The organism is Diaphorobacter aerolatus, from assembly GCF_014489535.1.
In the GTDB taxonomy this organism is placed as follows: Bacteria; Pseudomonadota; Gammaproteobacteria; order Burkholderiales; family Burkholderiaceae_C; genus Diaphorobacter_A; species Diaphorobacter_A aerolatus.
The window spans coordinates 4,278,462-4,294,292 of sequence record NZ_CP060783.1 but is presented as its reverse complement, the minus strand read 5'-3'; the positions used below and the strand labels follow the sequence as shown (position 1 = coordinate 4,294,292).

At 62.9% G+C, this 15,831-nt stretch carries 8 protein-coding genes and 3 pseudogenes; 5 read left to right on the top strand and 6 right to left on the bottom strand.

Annotation, left to right across the window (positions count from 1 at the left end; genetic code table 11):
* Window position 1 precedes the first annotated feature (1 nt).
* The 5 genes and pseudogenes from H9K75_RS19970 to H9K75_RS19950 all read left to right on the top strand — a co-directional run bounded on the left by H9K75_RS19970 (window position 2) and on the right by H9K75_RS19950 (window position 4,795).
* Window positions 2-739 (top strand): TIGR03759 family integrating conjugative element protein, encoded by a 738-nt coding sequence (locus H9K75_RS19970; RefSeq protein WP_003098886.1) that lies wholly within the window; start codon window positions 2-4, stop codon window positions 737-739.
* A pseudogene (locus tag H9K75_RS19965) lies at window positions 721-1,305 on the top strand (transglycosylase SLT domain-containing protein); the annotation flags it as partial. The gene H9K75_RS19970 and the pseudogene H9K75_RS19965, both read left to right, overlap by 19 nt.
* Window position 1,306: 1 nt before the next feature.
* Entirely contained in the window at window positions 1,307-1,855 is a 549-nt protein-coding gene (locus tag H9K75_RS19960; protein WP_003109779.1) for an integrating conjugative element protein, read from the top strand.
* A 4-nt stretch (window positions 1,856-1,859) separates the two neighbouring features.
* Window positions 1,860-4,049, top strand: coding sequence for a type IV conjugative transfer system coupling protein TraD (gene traD / locus H9K75_RS19955; protein WP_004350569.1), 2,190 nt, complete (start codon window positions 1,860-1,862; stop codon window positions 4,047-4,049).
* On the top strand, window positions 4,046-4,795 hold the full coding sequence (locus tag H9K75_RS19950; RefSeq protein ID WP_003153644.1) for a TIGR03747 family integrating conjugative element membrane protein: 750 nt from the start codon (window positions 4,046-4,048) through the stop codon (window positions 4,793-4,795). Before traD ends, H9K75_RS19950 begins: the two co-directional genes overlap by 4 nt.
* 40 nt (window positions 4,796-4,835) lie before the next feature.
* On the opposite strand, the pseudogene H9K75_RS19945 reads toward H9K75_RS19950, so the two are convergent.
* From H9K75_RS19945 to H9K75_RS19920, 6 genes and pseudogenes are all read right to left on the bottom strand, one after another.
* Window positions 4,836-7,458, bottom strand: a pseudogene (locus H9K75_RS19945) (AAA family ATPase).
* An 8-nt stretch (window positions 7,459-7,466) separates the two neighbouring features.
* The gene (gene nucC / locus H9K75_RS19940; protein WP_003050273.1) at window positions 7,467-8,192 is read right to left on the bottom strand and encodes a CBASS effector endonuclease NucC; all 726 of its coding nucleotides are present in this window, start codon (window positions 8,190-8,192) and stop codon (window positions 7,467-7,469) included.
* A 38-nt stretch (window positions 8,193-8,230) separates the two neighbouring features.
* Window positions 8,231-8,536: pseudogene (locus tag H9K75_RS19935) on the bottom strand (CBASS oligonucleotide cyclase); the annotation flags it as partial.
* Between the two features lie 144 nt (window positions 8,537-8,680).
* Window positions 8,681-11,383, bottom strand: coding sequence for a Tn3 family transposase (locus tag H9K75_RS19930; RefSeq protein ID WP_008344252.1), 2,703 nt, complete (start codon window positions 11,381-11,383; stop codon window positions 8,681-8,683).
* A 114-nt stretch (window positions 11,384-11,497) separates the two neighbouring features.
* Window positions 11,498-13,135 carry a PIN domain-containing protein gene (locus H9K75_RS19925; protein WP_187723864.1) on the bottom strand — a complete coding sequence of 546 codons (1,638 nt, stop codon included), beginning with the start codon at window positions 13,133-13,135 and terminating at the stop codon, window positions 11,498-11,500.
* Window positions 13,136-13,349: 214 nt separating this feature from the next.
* Window positions 13,350-15,578, bottom strand: a complete 2,229-nt coding sequence (locus tag H9K75_RS19920; protein WP_187723863.1) for a tetratricopeptide repeat protein — start codon at window positions 15,576-15,578, stop codon at window positions 13,350-13,352.
* Window positions 15,579-15,831: the final 253 nt, after the last annotated feature.

Sequence of the window (15,831 nt, the reverse complement as noted above, 5' to 3'; positions counted from 1 at the left end):
CATGAAGCCGTCGATCCTCCTTTTCGCGGTCCTGGTGGCGTCGTCGCAATGGCCCGCCTGGGCGCAGCAGCCCGCAACGACCTCGGCGCGCAACGCACAGAGCCAGGAGCGCCCGCTGGCCGCCCGCGTGCTGGACGACCGGGTGGCAACCGAATGGGGCTTGCAGCCACAAGAATGGGCACGCTACCGCGAGCTGATGGATGGGCCGCTGGGTATCTACTCGCCCAACCTGGACCCGCTGTCCGCCCTGGGCATCGAAGCTCGCACGGACGAAGAACGGCGCCGCTATGCGGAACTGCAGGTGCAGGTGGAAGCGCGCCGCGTCGAGAAGCTGCTCGCCTACCAGCGCGCCTACGACGAGGCCTGGCAGCGCCTGAATCCGGGGATGCAGCGCGTGAACCTGCCCGACGACAAGCCGGGCGCCGGCCCATCCAGCAGTCCCTTGCGCGGCAGCGGCCGCATGGCGGTGTTCGTCAAGGACGGCTGCGCAGCCTGCGGACAGCTCGTGCAGCGCCTGCAATCCTCGGGCGCGGAGTTCGACCTGTACATGGTGGGCAGCCGCCAGGATGACGCGCGCATCCGCGACTGGGCCAAGCGCGCGCAGATCGACCCGGCGCGCGTGCGCGCCGGCAGCATCACGCTCAACCACGACGGCGGCCGCTGGCTGTCACTGGGCCTGCCCGGCGATCTGCCCGCCGCCGTGCGCGAAGTGAACGGCCAATGGCAGCGCCAGCCGTAGCCATGCCCCTGCGCGCACTGGTGCTCACTGCCGGCCTGTATGCCGTTGCCGCCCTGGCCCAGGAGGTTCCGCCACCGGCTTACCAGCTTGCCGCCCAGCGCGCAGGCATCCCCTCGACCGTGCTCTACGCCGTGGCCTTGCAGGAGAGCGGCATCCGGCGCAACGGGCGCCTGGTGCCGTGGCCGTGGTCCCTCAACGTCGCCGGCCAGTCGCGCCGCTTCGCCACGCGCGCCGACGCCTGCGCTGGCCTGCAGCAGGCGATGCGCGCCACGCCGCACACGCGCATTGATGCGGGCCTGGGCCAGATCAACCTCGGCTACCACAAGCACCGCTTTACCGGCGCGTGCGACCTGCTGGATCCGTATCGCAACCTGGCCGTTGCCGCCGAGATCCTGAAGGAGCAGCACACCCCCGGCGAGGACTGGCTGCTGGCGATCGGCCGCTACCACCGCCCCGCAGGCGGCGAGCCCGCCGCCCGCTATCGGCGCAGCGTGTCGCGCCACCTTGCCCGCGTGCAGGGCACGCGACCAGCCGCCGCGGTCCTCGCGGCGCGCCAGGAGACCTCCCATGACGAAACCCCATCCCGCCCATCTCGCGTTCACGGGCCTACTCATGCTGCTGTCAGGCCTGCCGCTGGCCTCGCGTGCCGGCGAGCCACTGATCGTTGTCGAGGACCGTGGCGGCACGTCGGCATTGCCGTACTACGAAGCCCTGAATCTCCAGCCGCGCGCCAACGCACCGGCGCGGCCGTCCATCCCGACGCCCCAGGTTCCTGCCACACGGGCGGACGAAGCCGCGATGCTGCCGGTGCGCAGCGCCAAGCTCACGCCCGGCACCGTCGCGCGACGGGTGATCGAAGCGCCCGGCCTGCGGCCGTTCGTGGTCATCGGCGACGACGAGGCTTCCCGGGCCTGGTTGCAGCGCCGCGCCGCCGCTTTGCGCGAACGTGGCGCGGTCGGCCTGGTCGTCAACGTCGAGACCGCGCAGGGCCTGGCGCGGCTGCGCGCCCTGGTGCCGGGCGTGCCGCTCGCGCCCGTGGCCGGCGACGACCTGGCCGATCGCCTGGGCCTGCGGCACTACCCGGCGCTGATCACGGCCACCGGCATCGAGCAATGAAGCCATGTCGGGCAAACAGCCGGTCGAGGTTCTGCTACGCCCAGCGGTGGAGCTATACACCGTCGCGGCGTGTGCAGGCGCCGCGTTTCTGTGCCTGGTGGCCCCATGGTCGCTCGCGCTGAGCCCGGCCATGGGCATCGGCAGCGCCTTGGCGTTCGGCGCCTACGGCGCGATCCGCTACCGCGATGCCCGCATCATCCTGCGCTACCGGCGCAACATCCGCCGTCTGCCGCGTTACGTGATGACCAGCAAGGACGTGCCGGTCAGCCAGCAGCGCCTATTCGTGGGGCGCGGCTTTCTCTGGGAGCAGAAGCACACGCATCGGCTGATGCAGACGTACCGGCCCGAGTTCCGCCGCTACGTCGAGCCGACGCCGGCCTACCGGCTGACCAGGCGCCTGGAGGAACGGCTGGAATTCGCGCCATTGCCGCTCTCGCGCCTGCCGAAGCTCACCGGCTGGGACGCGCCTTTCAACCCCGTGCGCCCGTTGCCGCCTGTCGGCGGCCTGCCAAGGCTGCACGGCATCGAGCCCGACGAAGTGGACGTCAGCCTGCCGCTGGGCGAGCGCGTCGGGCACTCGCTGGTGCTGGGCACCACGCGGGTGGGCAAGACGCGCCTGGCCGAGTTGTTCGTCACGCAGGACATCCGCCGCAGGAATGCTGCCGGCGAGCATGAGGTCGTCATCGTCATCGACCCCAAGGGGGATGCCGATCTCTTGAAACGGATGTACGTCGAAGCCCAGCGCGCTGGCCGCGAAGGCGAGTTCTACATCTTCCACTTGGGCTGGCCGGAAATCAGCGCCCGCTACAACGCCGTGGGCCGCTTCGGTCGGATCTCGGAAGTGGCGACACGCATCGCGGGGCAGCTCTCCGGCGAAGGCAACAGCGCGGCGTTCCGCGAGTTCGCATGGCGCTTCGTGAACATCATCGCCCGCGCCCTGGTGGAACTGGGGCAGCGCCCGGACTACATGCTGATCCAGCGCCACGTCATCAACATCGACGCGCTGTTCATTGAGTACGCCCAGCACTACTTTGCCAAGACGGAGCCCAAGGCCTGGGAGGTGATCGTCCAGATCGAGGCCAAGCTCAACGAGAAGAACATCCCAAGGAACATGATCGGGCGCGAGAAGCGTGTGGTGGCGCTGGAGCAATACCTCTCCCAGGCGCGCAACTACGACCCTGTGCTCGATGGCCTGCGCTCGGCGGTGCGCTACGACAAGACCTACTTCGACAAGATCGTTGCATCGCTGCTGCCGCTGCTGGAAAAGCTCACGAGCGGCAAGATCGCCCAGCTCCTGGCGCCGAACTACTCCGACCTGGCCGACCCGCGCCCGATCTTCGACTGGATGCAGGTGATCAGGAAGCGCGCCGTCGTCTATGTCGGCTTGGACGCGCTGTCCGATGCGGAGGTCGCCGCAGCGGTCGGCAACTCGATGTTCAGCGATCTCGTCTCGGTGGCTGGGCACATCTACAAGCACGGAATCGACGATGGCCTGCCGGGCGCATCGGCTGGTGCGCGCGTGCCGATCAACGTGCATGCGGACGAGTTCAATGAATTGATGGGTGACGAGTTCATTCCGCTCATCAACAAGGGCGGTGGCGCGGGCCTGCAAGTCACCGCCTACACGCAAACGCTTTCGGACATCGAGGCCCGCATCGGCAACCGCGCGAAGGCCGGCCAAGTGATCGGGAATTTCAACAATTTATTCATGTTGCGCGTGCGCGAGACGGCCACCGCGGAACTGCTGACGAGGCAGTTGCCGAAGGTCGAGGTCTATACGACCACCATCGTCTCGGGCGCGACGGACAGCTCAGACATCCGCGGCGCGACGGACTTCACGTCGAACACCCAGGACCGCATCAGCATGGCCAGCGTGCCGATGATCGAGCCGTCACACGTCGTCGGTCTGCCCAAGGGCCAATGCTTCGCGCTGCTGCAGGGCGGCCAGCTTTGGAAGGTGCGCATGCCGCTTCCGGCGCCAGACCCCGATGAAGTGATGCCGACGGACTTGCAGCAACTGGCCGGGTATATGCGCCAGAGCTACAGCGAGGCCACGCAGTGGTGGGAGTTCACCAGTTCCGCAGCCTTGCCGCATGCAGCCTTGCCCGACGACCTGCTGGATGACGCCGCTCCAGCCGAGCCTGACGCGGTGGCCACCGGCGCCGACGACAGCACCGGCGAGGCCGCACCATGAAGGATGCCGCCTCGACCGCGCAGCGGGAGCAGAACCAGCGCCAGGGGCTGATCGTCGGCACCATCACCTTGCCGTTCCGGCTGCTCGGGGTGCTCATCGGCTCGCTGCTGTTCTCGATCGTGGTGGAGTGCGTCGGCATGCACCTGTTCTGGAAGGACCAGGGCTGGCGCCACTCCCAGCAGATGCTGCAGTACGAACTCGGGCACCTGTCCAACCACTTCACGCGCAGCGTGGTGGTGCAGGAGCCCGGGCGCACGGCGCACGAGCTGGTGGATACCGGGTACGAGTGGGTGTTCGTGCGCTCGGGGTTGCTGGAGCGCATGAGCCAGACCGCCGAGCGCGCCCGCGCGGCCAGCCACGGGCAGAGCCGCAACTTCCGCTACTACATCAGCCAAGTCTATGTCTGGGCCGAAAGCTACCTGATCGCTGCGGCCTTCACGACGCTCACCTTCCTGGTGCGCCTGCTGGTCCTGGTACTCACGCTGCCGCTGATCCTCACTGCAGCATTCGTCGGCCTGATCGACGGCCTGGTGCGACGGGATGTGCGCCGGTTCGGCGCGGGCCGCGAATCCGGCTTCATCTACCACCGCGCGAAGGCCAGCCTGATGCCGTTGGCCGTGCTGCCTTGGGTCACCTATCTCGCACTGCCCATAGCGGTGCATCCTCTGGTCATCCTGCTGCCCAGCGCGGCGTTGCTGGGGATGGCAGTCAGCCTGACCGCAGGCAGCTTCAAGAAGTACTTATGAGGTGACACGGGCGGCACTGCTCTGCAAAGCCGTGTGCCGTTCATCGGTTCTGCAGGGTATCAAGAGCAGCATCCAACGCCGTAACCGCCTCGACGACCGTTCTTACCGTCGCCCGATCGAACTCATGATCGCGCTGAGCGTCGTGCACACCGCTATTGAGGTAACCCCATTCAATACTCGTACCGCTGACATTGAGCAGCCTGACCAACGCCCCTACGGCATCCGGCGCACCCGCATGTTGCGCCGCGATACGCTCGACGGCCGACCGCAACTTGGTGCATTTATTGTTCAGCTCCCAAGGCGCGCGGGGCCCGCTCAGCTTGATGTCGATCCGGCCGTCCGCCCGCCGACCCAGCCACGTCCACAGGCGGTCCGTCAGACTCTCCAGCGCCGGCCGGGCCTGGCGCAGTGCCTCGCGTTTCTCGTCAGCCGCCAACGCCTGCTGGGCCAGAAGAACATAGTTCTTCGCTGGCGGGTCGCTGTCGACCCGCAGTTCGTGCTCTCCCTGATGCGGGAGAAACTTGTAGCGCTTGATGGCCGCGGCGCGGCGCACGCCCAACTCCTGCTGGATGCGGTGCAGGAACTCCTCTGCGTGCGAGGTGAGGATAACCTGCTTGCCGTGGAGCAAACCGTCCTCGAAGAAGGTACGCCAGATGCCATCGCGATGGTCGTCGTCTATCGCATTGACGACGTCATCGAAGATGACCACGGGGCAGCCCTGCGCGAGGTTCTTGGCAAGCAGAATCGCCAGACCCAAGCATTTGATGTGCCCTTCGCTGAAGACGATCAACGCGTCGTAGCGCACGCCCGGCTCGCCGGCGAACTCCACCTCGATCTTGCCGTTCTCGGCCACGGGCAACCACAGCGCGTGCAGCAGATCGCCGGGCGGATCGGCCCGGTTGAATGCGTTGTAGAGATGGCGGGCTTGGTCTCCCAGCCCCTGTAGCAGAACCCCGGCAGAGCGGTCAGGTATGCCTGAATCTCGGGTAGGAAGCCGTCGTAGGCGGCCTTGACCCGCTGATGGTGCACCACCACCGGCATTTCGTCCGTGGCCGCCTGGATCAGGCCGCGGTTCGCGTCGTCGAATTGGGCCACGGTTTGGCGGGCGGCCGCCAGCTCCTGATCCGCAGTCGTGCGCATGGTCCGCAGCCGTTCGATCTCCAGCTGATGCTGTTGCAGGCGGTCCCGCTCCTGGGCCATCGCGCCGCGCTGGGCATGCACGTCGCGCGCCTGCGCGTCGAAGCCTTCGATGATCTGTGCGATCCGTAAGAGGGCTTGCCAGGCGCGCTGGTCCCCATTCACCCAGCCGCCGAGCCAATTGCCCGCCGACGTGGGAGGCAGCAGTGGCAGGCCCGCGGCCTGCGATTCGGCAGGACAAGCGACCCCAGCCGCCGCCACCACGCGGCGCATTTCGTCCCACAGCGCTCGGACCGCCTCGCTCAACTGCGTCCGATGCCCGGCCTCTTGCTGCTGCAGGACGGCCAGTTGCGCGAGCTGCTCCAGGCCCATTCGCGCCCTGGCGAACGGGTCCTGTGCCACAGCGGCCAGTCCGGTTCCACATGCCGGACACGCGGTCGCCCCGTCCGCCAACGCTTGCACGGCCTCGTAGAGCTTCGCGTACGACACCTCGCCCGCGCGGGCCGCGAGTTGCGCGGAAGACGCTTGCCACAGTCCCTGGACGCGGTAGGCCTCTGCCAGCAACGCTTGCAGGCGGGCCTGGGTCACCTCGTGAATGGCAGGCGGGTTGGCGTCCAGCTGAGCCTGGACATACGGTAGCCGTCCTTGCTGCTGCGGCGTACCCAGCAGCCAGTCCACGCAGGCTTGATAGGTCGCGCCAGGTGACATGCGCTGCGCCAAAGCTTGTTCCAGGCCCTCGACCGCTGCGATCTTCTGCGGGTAGGCGGCGATGGTCTGTTCGGAGTTCGCCAACCGCAGGCGACGCTGCGCCAGCTGCGCCGCCTGCACGCCGGCAAGCATCAGGTCCTGATCGAGCGAGGGGTTGAAGCCGCGCACGAACTCGCTGAACTGGTCCACGCCGAACAGGGTGGCGATGAGCTGGCGCTGATCGCTCGGGGTCCGCGCGGCGATTCGGGCGAAATCGTCGAGGCGGTTCTTCTCGATGAAGCAGAAGCGATACTCAGCTTCGTCGGGCTGGACGGCCTGCGCTTCGCCCGCCGCCGTAGACGACAGGACTGGCGCGACGTGGCGGCGCAGGCGAGCGTTGTTGCAGTACGTCCGCTGGTCGACCCGCTTGGCCTGCGCTTCGCTGATCGAACCGAGCATCGCCACTTCCAAGGCTTCGCAGAAGCTGCTCTTGCCGGTGCCGTTGGCACCGTAGACCAAGGTGATGTCATGGCTGAGGTCGAACGTCTCCTGCCGCATGAATCCTCGAAACGGCCCGACTTCGAGCTGGTGCAGTCGCCCGAGCGCCGGCCCGTTTTCGGGGCCGCGCGCGTCCCCGTCGTAGGCGACAGGCATCTGCGCCAGATGCGCGATGGCCAGCGGCGCCAAGCGCGTGGAGCGCCCCGGCGTGCAGCACCGACCTCGGCCAGTGGCTGCAGGTGATCGAGCACCAGGTGCGCCAGCCGGCGCACGTCGTCGTGCACGTGCCGCTGCGCCAAGTGCGCCAGGAACCGGTGGTACTCCGAACGTATGCTTGCCACAGCGCCCCTCACTTGGTCAACCACTGACCGTAAGCCTCCACATCGATCATGGGGACCGTTCCACTGAACTGAAGCTGCGCGATCAGCTTGAAAAGAAACGCGGTCGCCGGCTTGTTTTCGTTGGTGTAGCTGTACGCGCCGCTGGCTTGGTCATAGAAAAAGTGCCCGTGGGCGGCAACGCATCCGATGTCCAGACGCCCCTCGGTGAGGTTTGCGTTCAGCGCCTTGTCCATGGATGGACCCAATGCAGGACTCCATTCGCTCTCGAAGGTGAGCAAGCCACCCAGAATCGGAATCAACGGCTTCGCTGGGTAGGTCCCGCCAGCGTGCGGGATCGGCAGGCTCGTGCGGTGCAGCCTGCGCACACTGGCGACCTTCTCCTGGGCATAGGCCACAAGCCCCGCGTCAGCCGTCTGCTTGGCCTCGAAAACGGCGTACACGCTTTCGGCTGGAATGATCGTCTCGTTCTCGTAGGTGAAGATAAAAGGCGAATATTGCCGATCAAACACCACCACATCGATCTGCTGGCTGAAGTTCCCCAGGCTGTCCACCACATGCGCCTTGGCCGCCTGGTACCGTTTGGGCAGATAGGTATCCAGCATGTCGATCCAGACGTTCTCGCTCGCATCCCCCTTCGTACCCGGGTGACCGAAGGTCTTGCGTACTACGGACAAGCGCTGCTGGATGTCCTCATGCAGGGACGACAGGAGCTGGGAAAGCGACCACTGGGACATGCTGTACCTCGATGGGACGTGTATGGAAGCCGATGGAATCAGGACAGTGGGAACTTGGGGCCAAACAGTGCGCGCCAGGCGCGAAGCGCTTCGATATTGCGACCACGACGCGCGTGGTCGATGGCGATGCTTGCGTCTTGGCTCGCCTGGAACAGCAGCTGCTGCGCGCGCTGCTTGCGCGCGGCATCCATATCGTTGCTGATCGCCGGGCCAAGTCCGGCGGGATCCGGCCACTCGTCATGAACTCGATCGGCAAGCGTGGCAAAGAACGACTGGATCTCGCGATCGAACGATCCTCCCCAGCCGCCGTAAAGACACTCAAGGGCCATTACCTCGATCAGGAACGGGGTCTCCTCGTTTTCAGTGCAATAAGTGACGGTACGAAAAGCTAGCACTGGCGCGGAGGTGGTGTTGGTAGATCGTTGATTTCATTGACTTTCCTGTTCACTTTCAAATCTGCGATTCGTGGCGTCAAACCGTGGTCGGTTTCATCCATTGGTGCCAGTTATCGATGCATTTGGCCGCGAAGGCAGGATTTGGTCAGCATAGCGGTCAACCGGGAAGCGAAACACACCCCGCAAGTTGATGCTCTCCAGCCTGGTGGGCGCAATCTTCCCGATCAGTTCCGGTGGAATGACCTGGCGGCGGTTCGACCAGCGATCCAGGACCGCCTGCATCTGTGAGGTATTCCACGCCATCACGATGTTGGCCATCAGGCTCAACGCATCGGCCACAGCCTGCATTTCATCGACACGTTTGGCCTGCGCCGGGCTGATCCGGCCGGTATAAATGGCGCGCTTGAGGGCGTTAACAGCCTCGCCCCGATTGAGCACCCGGCGCAACTCGTTCCTGAAAGCGTCCTTGACAAAGTAGTCAGCCAAAAACGCCGTACGCAGCAACCGCCCCAATTGCACGCCAGCCTCATAGATTGGATCGCCCTGGGCGGCAGAACCGAACCGCGCAAGAGCTGCCACCGCACTGGCATGTCCGCTCATGACCGAGGCTGCCAGGTGCACCAGACTATCCCAATGCTTTTCGATCAAAGCGACGTCGACATTGGCTTCGCACACCGCAGCGATTTCTGCGGGCACTTTGGTGCCGCGTGGCACAAAGAGGTGGCGCTGTTTGAGTTCCTTCAACCGCGGGCAAAGATCAAAACCAAGCAAACGGGCATGTGACATGGCAAAGTCGGTGTAGCCATGGGTATCCACAGCAAGCTGGCTGGTCTCCAGCTTTTCTTGGCGGATGACACCTTCAATGGCCACGCCCGCCTGGCGCTCATTGAGCACAAAGGGCTGCGCATGGAAGATGCCCCACCGGTCTTTTACATGGGAGTAGATTCCAATGGAAGGTGTGTTGCGCCGAGGATCAAGCCGGGCTTGCCACACCCGTTTGGTGGTCTCCATGGTCATCATGTCAGAAGATGCCAAATCGGACCGCCCCCAGGTGGCGGCAATCGGGTGTCGCTGCATGAATTCCAGCACAGCCTGGCAGGCCTGGCTCAGACGCCGTTCGTCCCGCGCCCAGCGCATGGCCTGGCGAATGCTGGTGGCAGACAATTGCGGAATCATGCGCGCGCATTCGACCGCAGTCAGACTGGTGCCGTGGGCCATGATGCCGGCATAGACCATCAGCAGCTCGTCGGTAGAGCGCGGCTCACGTCCGAGCATGATCCAGCTAAAGCGCACCTGGGCGTCAACGGCCAGAATCACTTCCGGCAATTGAACCTCACCGATGCGGTGATCCAAAGCCGCGCGCAGCTTGGTCACTTCTGGGTCTTCGTCCTCTGCGGGCAATGGCGACAAATGGAGTTCATCATCCACGCGCAGTACGCCACTGCGGGCTGCAGCGGCCACCGCATCGACACCGGCAGTTACTCTGGCCAGCAAAGGCTTCAAGAAAGTGGCAGCCTTGCTGGGTAACGATAGACGGGCATAGTGTTTCTTGGACTCTGCCTGCCAACGCTCGTCCGTGAAGAACAAGCGCGCACGACCCCGAAAGCTCAGGCTGTGCTCAATCCAGACCGAGCCATTGCGCACCGCGCGGCGCAGGGCAAACAGGGTGGCCACCTCCAACGCCTGAAACGCCCGTTCCCGGTCTGGGCTGGAGATCGAAACCTGCCAGATCATTCCCAGACTTGGTGCCACCACTTCAACTGGCAGCTTTCTGGATCCTTTGAGATATAAAGCTTGCAGCTTGGCAAGGTACTCGATGGCAGGATGCTCGCCGGTGGCCTGCCAGGGCAGCTTTGCAATGGCGACGAGCAACGACCGCACGGGGCGAATTCCATCAATCAATCCCTCGCGGACCAGGGAGGCCCTGCTCGGTGGTTTGCGTTTCTGGGTTTCGGTGATCAAGGCTTCAAGACGGGCACGCAACTCAGCATCTGGCACCGCACCTTGCGCGCTCAAGGCAACAAGTTCGCCGAGCAGCGTTTTGTACATTGCGGCCCAATTGACGGTAGCGGGGACATCGGCGGCAGCCTGACGCCACAGATCGGCGATCCGGCGCTGCACCATAAGGATCAACTGGTCTGTGGTGGTGAACAGGCAATACCGAAGAAAGCATGCGACCTCCACGGTGCGCGCTGGCTCTTTGATCTTGGCTCCGGCTGAGGGCGGCCTGGAGACAAGTCGGCGCGCGTAGCGGCGCAAGATGAGATCGGGGATGTCTGCCAGGTGCTTATGAACGTCCAGCGTGTAAAGCAGGTCGATGCGCTCCAGTACCTCGCTGATTTGGCGGGTTGAGTGTTTCGCCGGTGCAGCCCATAGCCAACTCTGCTGGGTTTGTCCATCTGGGCGCAGCTCTGAAACTGAGGCTCGCCAGCGATCAAGTGTTGCTGGATCAACGCTGGCGGCGATGGCGGTGCCTGTTTCAACTTCAAGCTGGGCAAGTGCCGCCGCAATCAGTGTCCGAATTGCCCGCTCGTGCACGATCACCAGCTTGTTCTTGTACAGCCATTGACGCGCCCGCACGAGTACTGGAATTACCCGAAAGGCACCGAGCAAACGCCCACTCATGCGCAGGAAACCAATATGGAGCGCCAGACCAAGCTTGTGGGAATCACCTCGGCGTGCATTGATTGCGTCGCGCTCGGCACCATCGAAGGTGAAAAATGCCTTCATCTCGAAGTCGCTGATATCGCGGGGGAGCCCACGCATCCCCAAAAACGTTGTGTGCCAACCCTGCATCGTGAACCTCAAAAGTGGGAGGCCACCATACCCGTTTACAAAGCGAACAGGAAAGTCAATGAAATCAACGGTCTACCCAGACCACCCCCGCGCCAGTGCTAGCTTTGCGTACCGTCACTTATTGCACTGAAAACGAGGAGACCCCATTTCGGATAGGGATGTCTTTTGTCCAGAAGCCTCGGGTGGCAGCGTGGGCTCAACCTGCGCAATCACAGCGGCTTCCAGCTCGGGAACATCACCGTCAAACACGAGATGCGGCACCACTGTGCACTTGAGTGCATCCAGCTTGACCGCTCGCCGTTGGTCTGGCTGTGCTGTAAGTTCCAAGCCTGCCTGGACGGCCTCACCCAGGAAAGTGCCAAGGGCATTGGCCCGGGCTTCACGCAGAGTCTCCAACGGTGGATAGTGCATTTCCGGGCCTGCAGTTGATACGACCACTTGTGCAGCGAGGTCCGTAATCTTCGCCAGTAGCCACTCTGCATCGGCGCTCGGATGCCGCAATGCACCTTCAACGAGATGACCCAAAAGCTCGGCAAACGCTTTTACCTGCGAATGATGGGAAGCCACCAGGTTCAAGAACCCAAGCGCAACGCGAGCGCCACTAACGAACTCAGTGTCTGGGCTCGCCAGATATTCCTTGAACTGTTGAATGCCATATCGCAAGGTGAAGCCACCTTGCAAGGCCATCCACAATAGGTCATCCGCAGCCAAAGACACGAAGGTGCGATTGCTCAGGAACTGTTGCAGCACCGCTTGGCTGTAGTCTCTCGGTCCAATCACACCTTTGCTGCCCGCATGCATCAGCAGCACTTGAGGCCACACCCAAGGTCGCTGGAGGGTGGCAGCAGCCAGTTGGGCCAGCCGACCATCGACTGTCAACAACGTCGCATCTCGTTCAGCGATCAACAGCATCGCGGAATACTCTTCCGCTTCGAGCGCCTCTTCTGCTTTCTCCAAGCCATCAGGCAAGGTATCCGGCCCGTACGCGGGAATAACCTCGCAATGTGTACGAACGGCTTCGACCATCTCCCGTAACAACGCGACGCGGCGTTCCTTGTCGCGGGCGCTGTACTCAATAAAGCGTATCTGGCCTTCGTCATCCAACAGGCTCCCACTCTCACCAACAGTCTGCGCATTTTCAAGGCAGACCTCCAGGACTTCTAACGTCTTGGTTGAGCAGTAGACCGTTGGAAGAACCGCAAGTGCCCTTTGGCAGCCAATGCGCGTAAGCTCCGCGATGGTTGCAGCGTCAACCACATACGCCGCATCGGGCCGCTCCAATAGCTGGGCAGAGCTTTGACGGTCTTCGGTAGTGCCCCGCGACACAAAGAGCTTCGGGCCCGAATTGGGCCATCCGGTGACAACGTCAACTACGCTCCTTCCAAGCATTTGAGCGACGATTCCCAAGGTCAACGGGCCATTCTGGTAGGCGTCCATGACCATCTTTGAGTGGGCTGACTGGCGCTTGAGCACCGCGTGCACATGCGAGAAGTCGACACCATCCTCCACGGTTGGAACCGGGATAGAAATGAACGCTGAATTCGAAGACATCGACGTCTGAACTCGTTCTTGTGCAACCTGTAGCAGATGTTGATATGCTGAAGTGATGCTCTGGATGATGTACTTACGCGTGGTCCCCAAGCCTCCAGGCAGTTCAACTTCAGCGCCGAGAGCCGCCCCCAGCAACGCATGGATCTCAGCGCTGTCATGCGGGTAGAACCCATCGCGGGATGGCAACGCTCCCGAATTCATCGGGTCCAACGATATCGTCAGAGCCCTCCGAACGCGTCCTGCAATTGAACTGTCGAACCGGGTACGACTGCCAGCAGGGACGCATCCATATTGGGAAGGTTAGCCCGACATGCGACGATGCCAACGAAGTAGCCAGAGGCTGCCTCGATTGCATCCATGTTTCGGCGGAACTGTCGATACAGCCGCAACATGCCCGACTCCTGCCGGTCGTACTTCAGCTCAAGCGAAGCAAGCTGCGCGATTTGTCGATGATGGCCATCAAGCTCGTCAGGTAAGGCCTCCAGATCTTGGTGGAATCGGAGCATCTTCTTGGTCTTGAGGCCCAAGACGAGTCTGAGCAGCCAGCCCCCGAACTCTTAGGAGCGCTCTCGCACAAACGTTCCGCCAGCGGCACTAGGAAGTCCCAATCTGCCGCCTGCTGCCCCAGCTCCAGGGCAAGCCTCCGAATGTGTTCGTCAGCGGCCCAGTCACCTGGCAAGGATGTGAGGAGCTCACGCGCCTTCTTCCGTGCACCGCTGCGAACGTAGCAAACCAGGAGCCGAACATGGAGTTCGGTTCGGTGCCCAATCGGTGCGAACCTCTCGTAGATCCGCGCCGCTTCAACGTGCTTGCGCACCGCGTAGTACAGGTCCGCGAGTTGAAGTGCTGCTTGTCCCTGACTCGAATCGGGAACGAGCTCCTTAGCACGGGATACCGCGACATCACATTCAGCCTCTTCACCTGTCAAGTGAAGAATGCGTGCGCCACCGCAGATGAGTGGAAGGCTGTCAATAGTGGCCCAGTTGACCGCTTTGACCTCCGCAGTTGCCTGGGCTCGGCCGTCTTTTGACCGCCACAGCGCAATCCATCGCATCGCCTGCATGATGTCGAGCACTTTGGGCTCAGAGCATGGGACCTTCTGAATGGCGGCAGTCGCTGCCTCAACAAGAGCGATGTCCCCTGCATCAGAGGCGACCTCAGCGACCAGTATCAGCGCTGCTTCTTCAAGCTGGTCCAGCCAGGCGCGGCCATTGACCAGAATCTCATCAAGGCGGTCTAACCGTCGGTAGGCATCCAATGCCACGCGCTGGAGCTCAGGACTCAGCGCATCAACATGCCGAGCCTCCTCGACGAGTTTCAACGCCTCTTCAGCTTGGCCAGTGAGGTTGTACGCATAGGCCAGGTGCACCAGCGTGTCCGCACGGGCTTCTATGCTTTGAATGTCCCACAACCGCTCCTTGCGCGGAGTCAGGTGAGAAATCGCTAGCTTCAATGCATTGAGATTGGCTCCAGGCCGAAGTTCGAATGCGCTTTGAATAGGGTCCGCCGTCGCAACTTCCAACGCCATCGCCAGTGCGGTTCTCCGGACAAAGAACCCGGCATCAGGCACGTCGAGTGCTTGCGTGATTACAAGATTGGCGCCAGCAAGGTCACCGACCATCTTGCGCGCCAACGCCACTGCTTGCAGCACGTCGGCGCTGGACCGCATAGCCGCCGGCGCATCTGCCAACTTGACATCCTCACCGTTGAACATGCGTGCGTTCGTATACGCAGTCCAAACATGCGCTGACATAGGGAACCGGGCTACGGCCGTTGCGCCCGCGGCAACTGCGCCCGCGATATCGTCGTTGAGTAACAGCCCGCGCACACCCGCTGCAGCCATCTTTTCATCGCCAGGGTACAGCTCCGCTGCCTTCAGGAAGTCTGCGACTGCTGTTTTTCCGTCCTCCAGGTGCCAAGTGCACAGTGCCCGCTGCAGATACCACCGAGCCTGCTGATGCTGGTCCAGCACGCTCATGTCCGACCCCAAGCGAGCCACGGCTTCCAGGCTATCTCGAAATCGGCAGGCCTTCAGCAGGTCATTGATGCCGTCGAGCTGGTCAGAAATGAACTTGTTGACAGAGTCTGCCCTCGCACCTGGCAGTCCGATGGCACCGTCCAGCTTCGACTCAATACGCAACGCCGTCGTTTGAAGCGCTAGATTGCTTTCTCTCTGCTCATGGAACATCGCTCCCGGCGCATTTGGCGCGTAGTCCCGCTGCAACTTGCCGTTGCCGCGAATGTGGCGGCAGATGTCATCCCAAAATTCGATTTCGACAGGGAACTGGCCCGCAGCAACGCGTTCGTCAGAAAGGTCCTGAACGGAATGCAACAGCGACGCGTCAGCAGCCGCAGTGGTCGCGACGATAAGCTTGACGATGGGAACCTTCTTCTTTTCCGCGCGCTCAAGCTCTTTCTCGACCATCTTGAGGGTAATCGCGCCATCGACATACCGCTTGGACTGAATGCCTACCCGTCCCGCACGGGAGTTCACGAAAACGTCGACGCCTCCTTGAGCTTGCCCCCGCCTCCCATTGATTTTTGGCATCGGATCTTCGAACAGTTCGCCATAAATTCGGGCGCACATGTCCTCGAAAGCCGAGTCATCCGTTGGTTTCACGATTTCGAACTGCACTGAGTGCATTTGGCTCCTCGTTCTGCCGTCTCCTTGTGCAGGGTCTCCCGCACGAGACCTTCCTCCTGGCTCAGGTTGTTTGCGTAGTCACGCAAACGCGGCTAACCAAACAGCCCTGCGCCGTTGAGCCACATCTTATCCGGCGCTGGTCAGGCATCCAGCGTGCCTGCGGCCCAGCCATCTTCACGAGTCAGCCCATCGAGACTGCCTGCAGCAACTTTCCAAGTTAGGGACATGGTGGACCTGTCCTGCAGCGCCACAG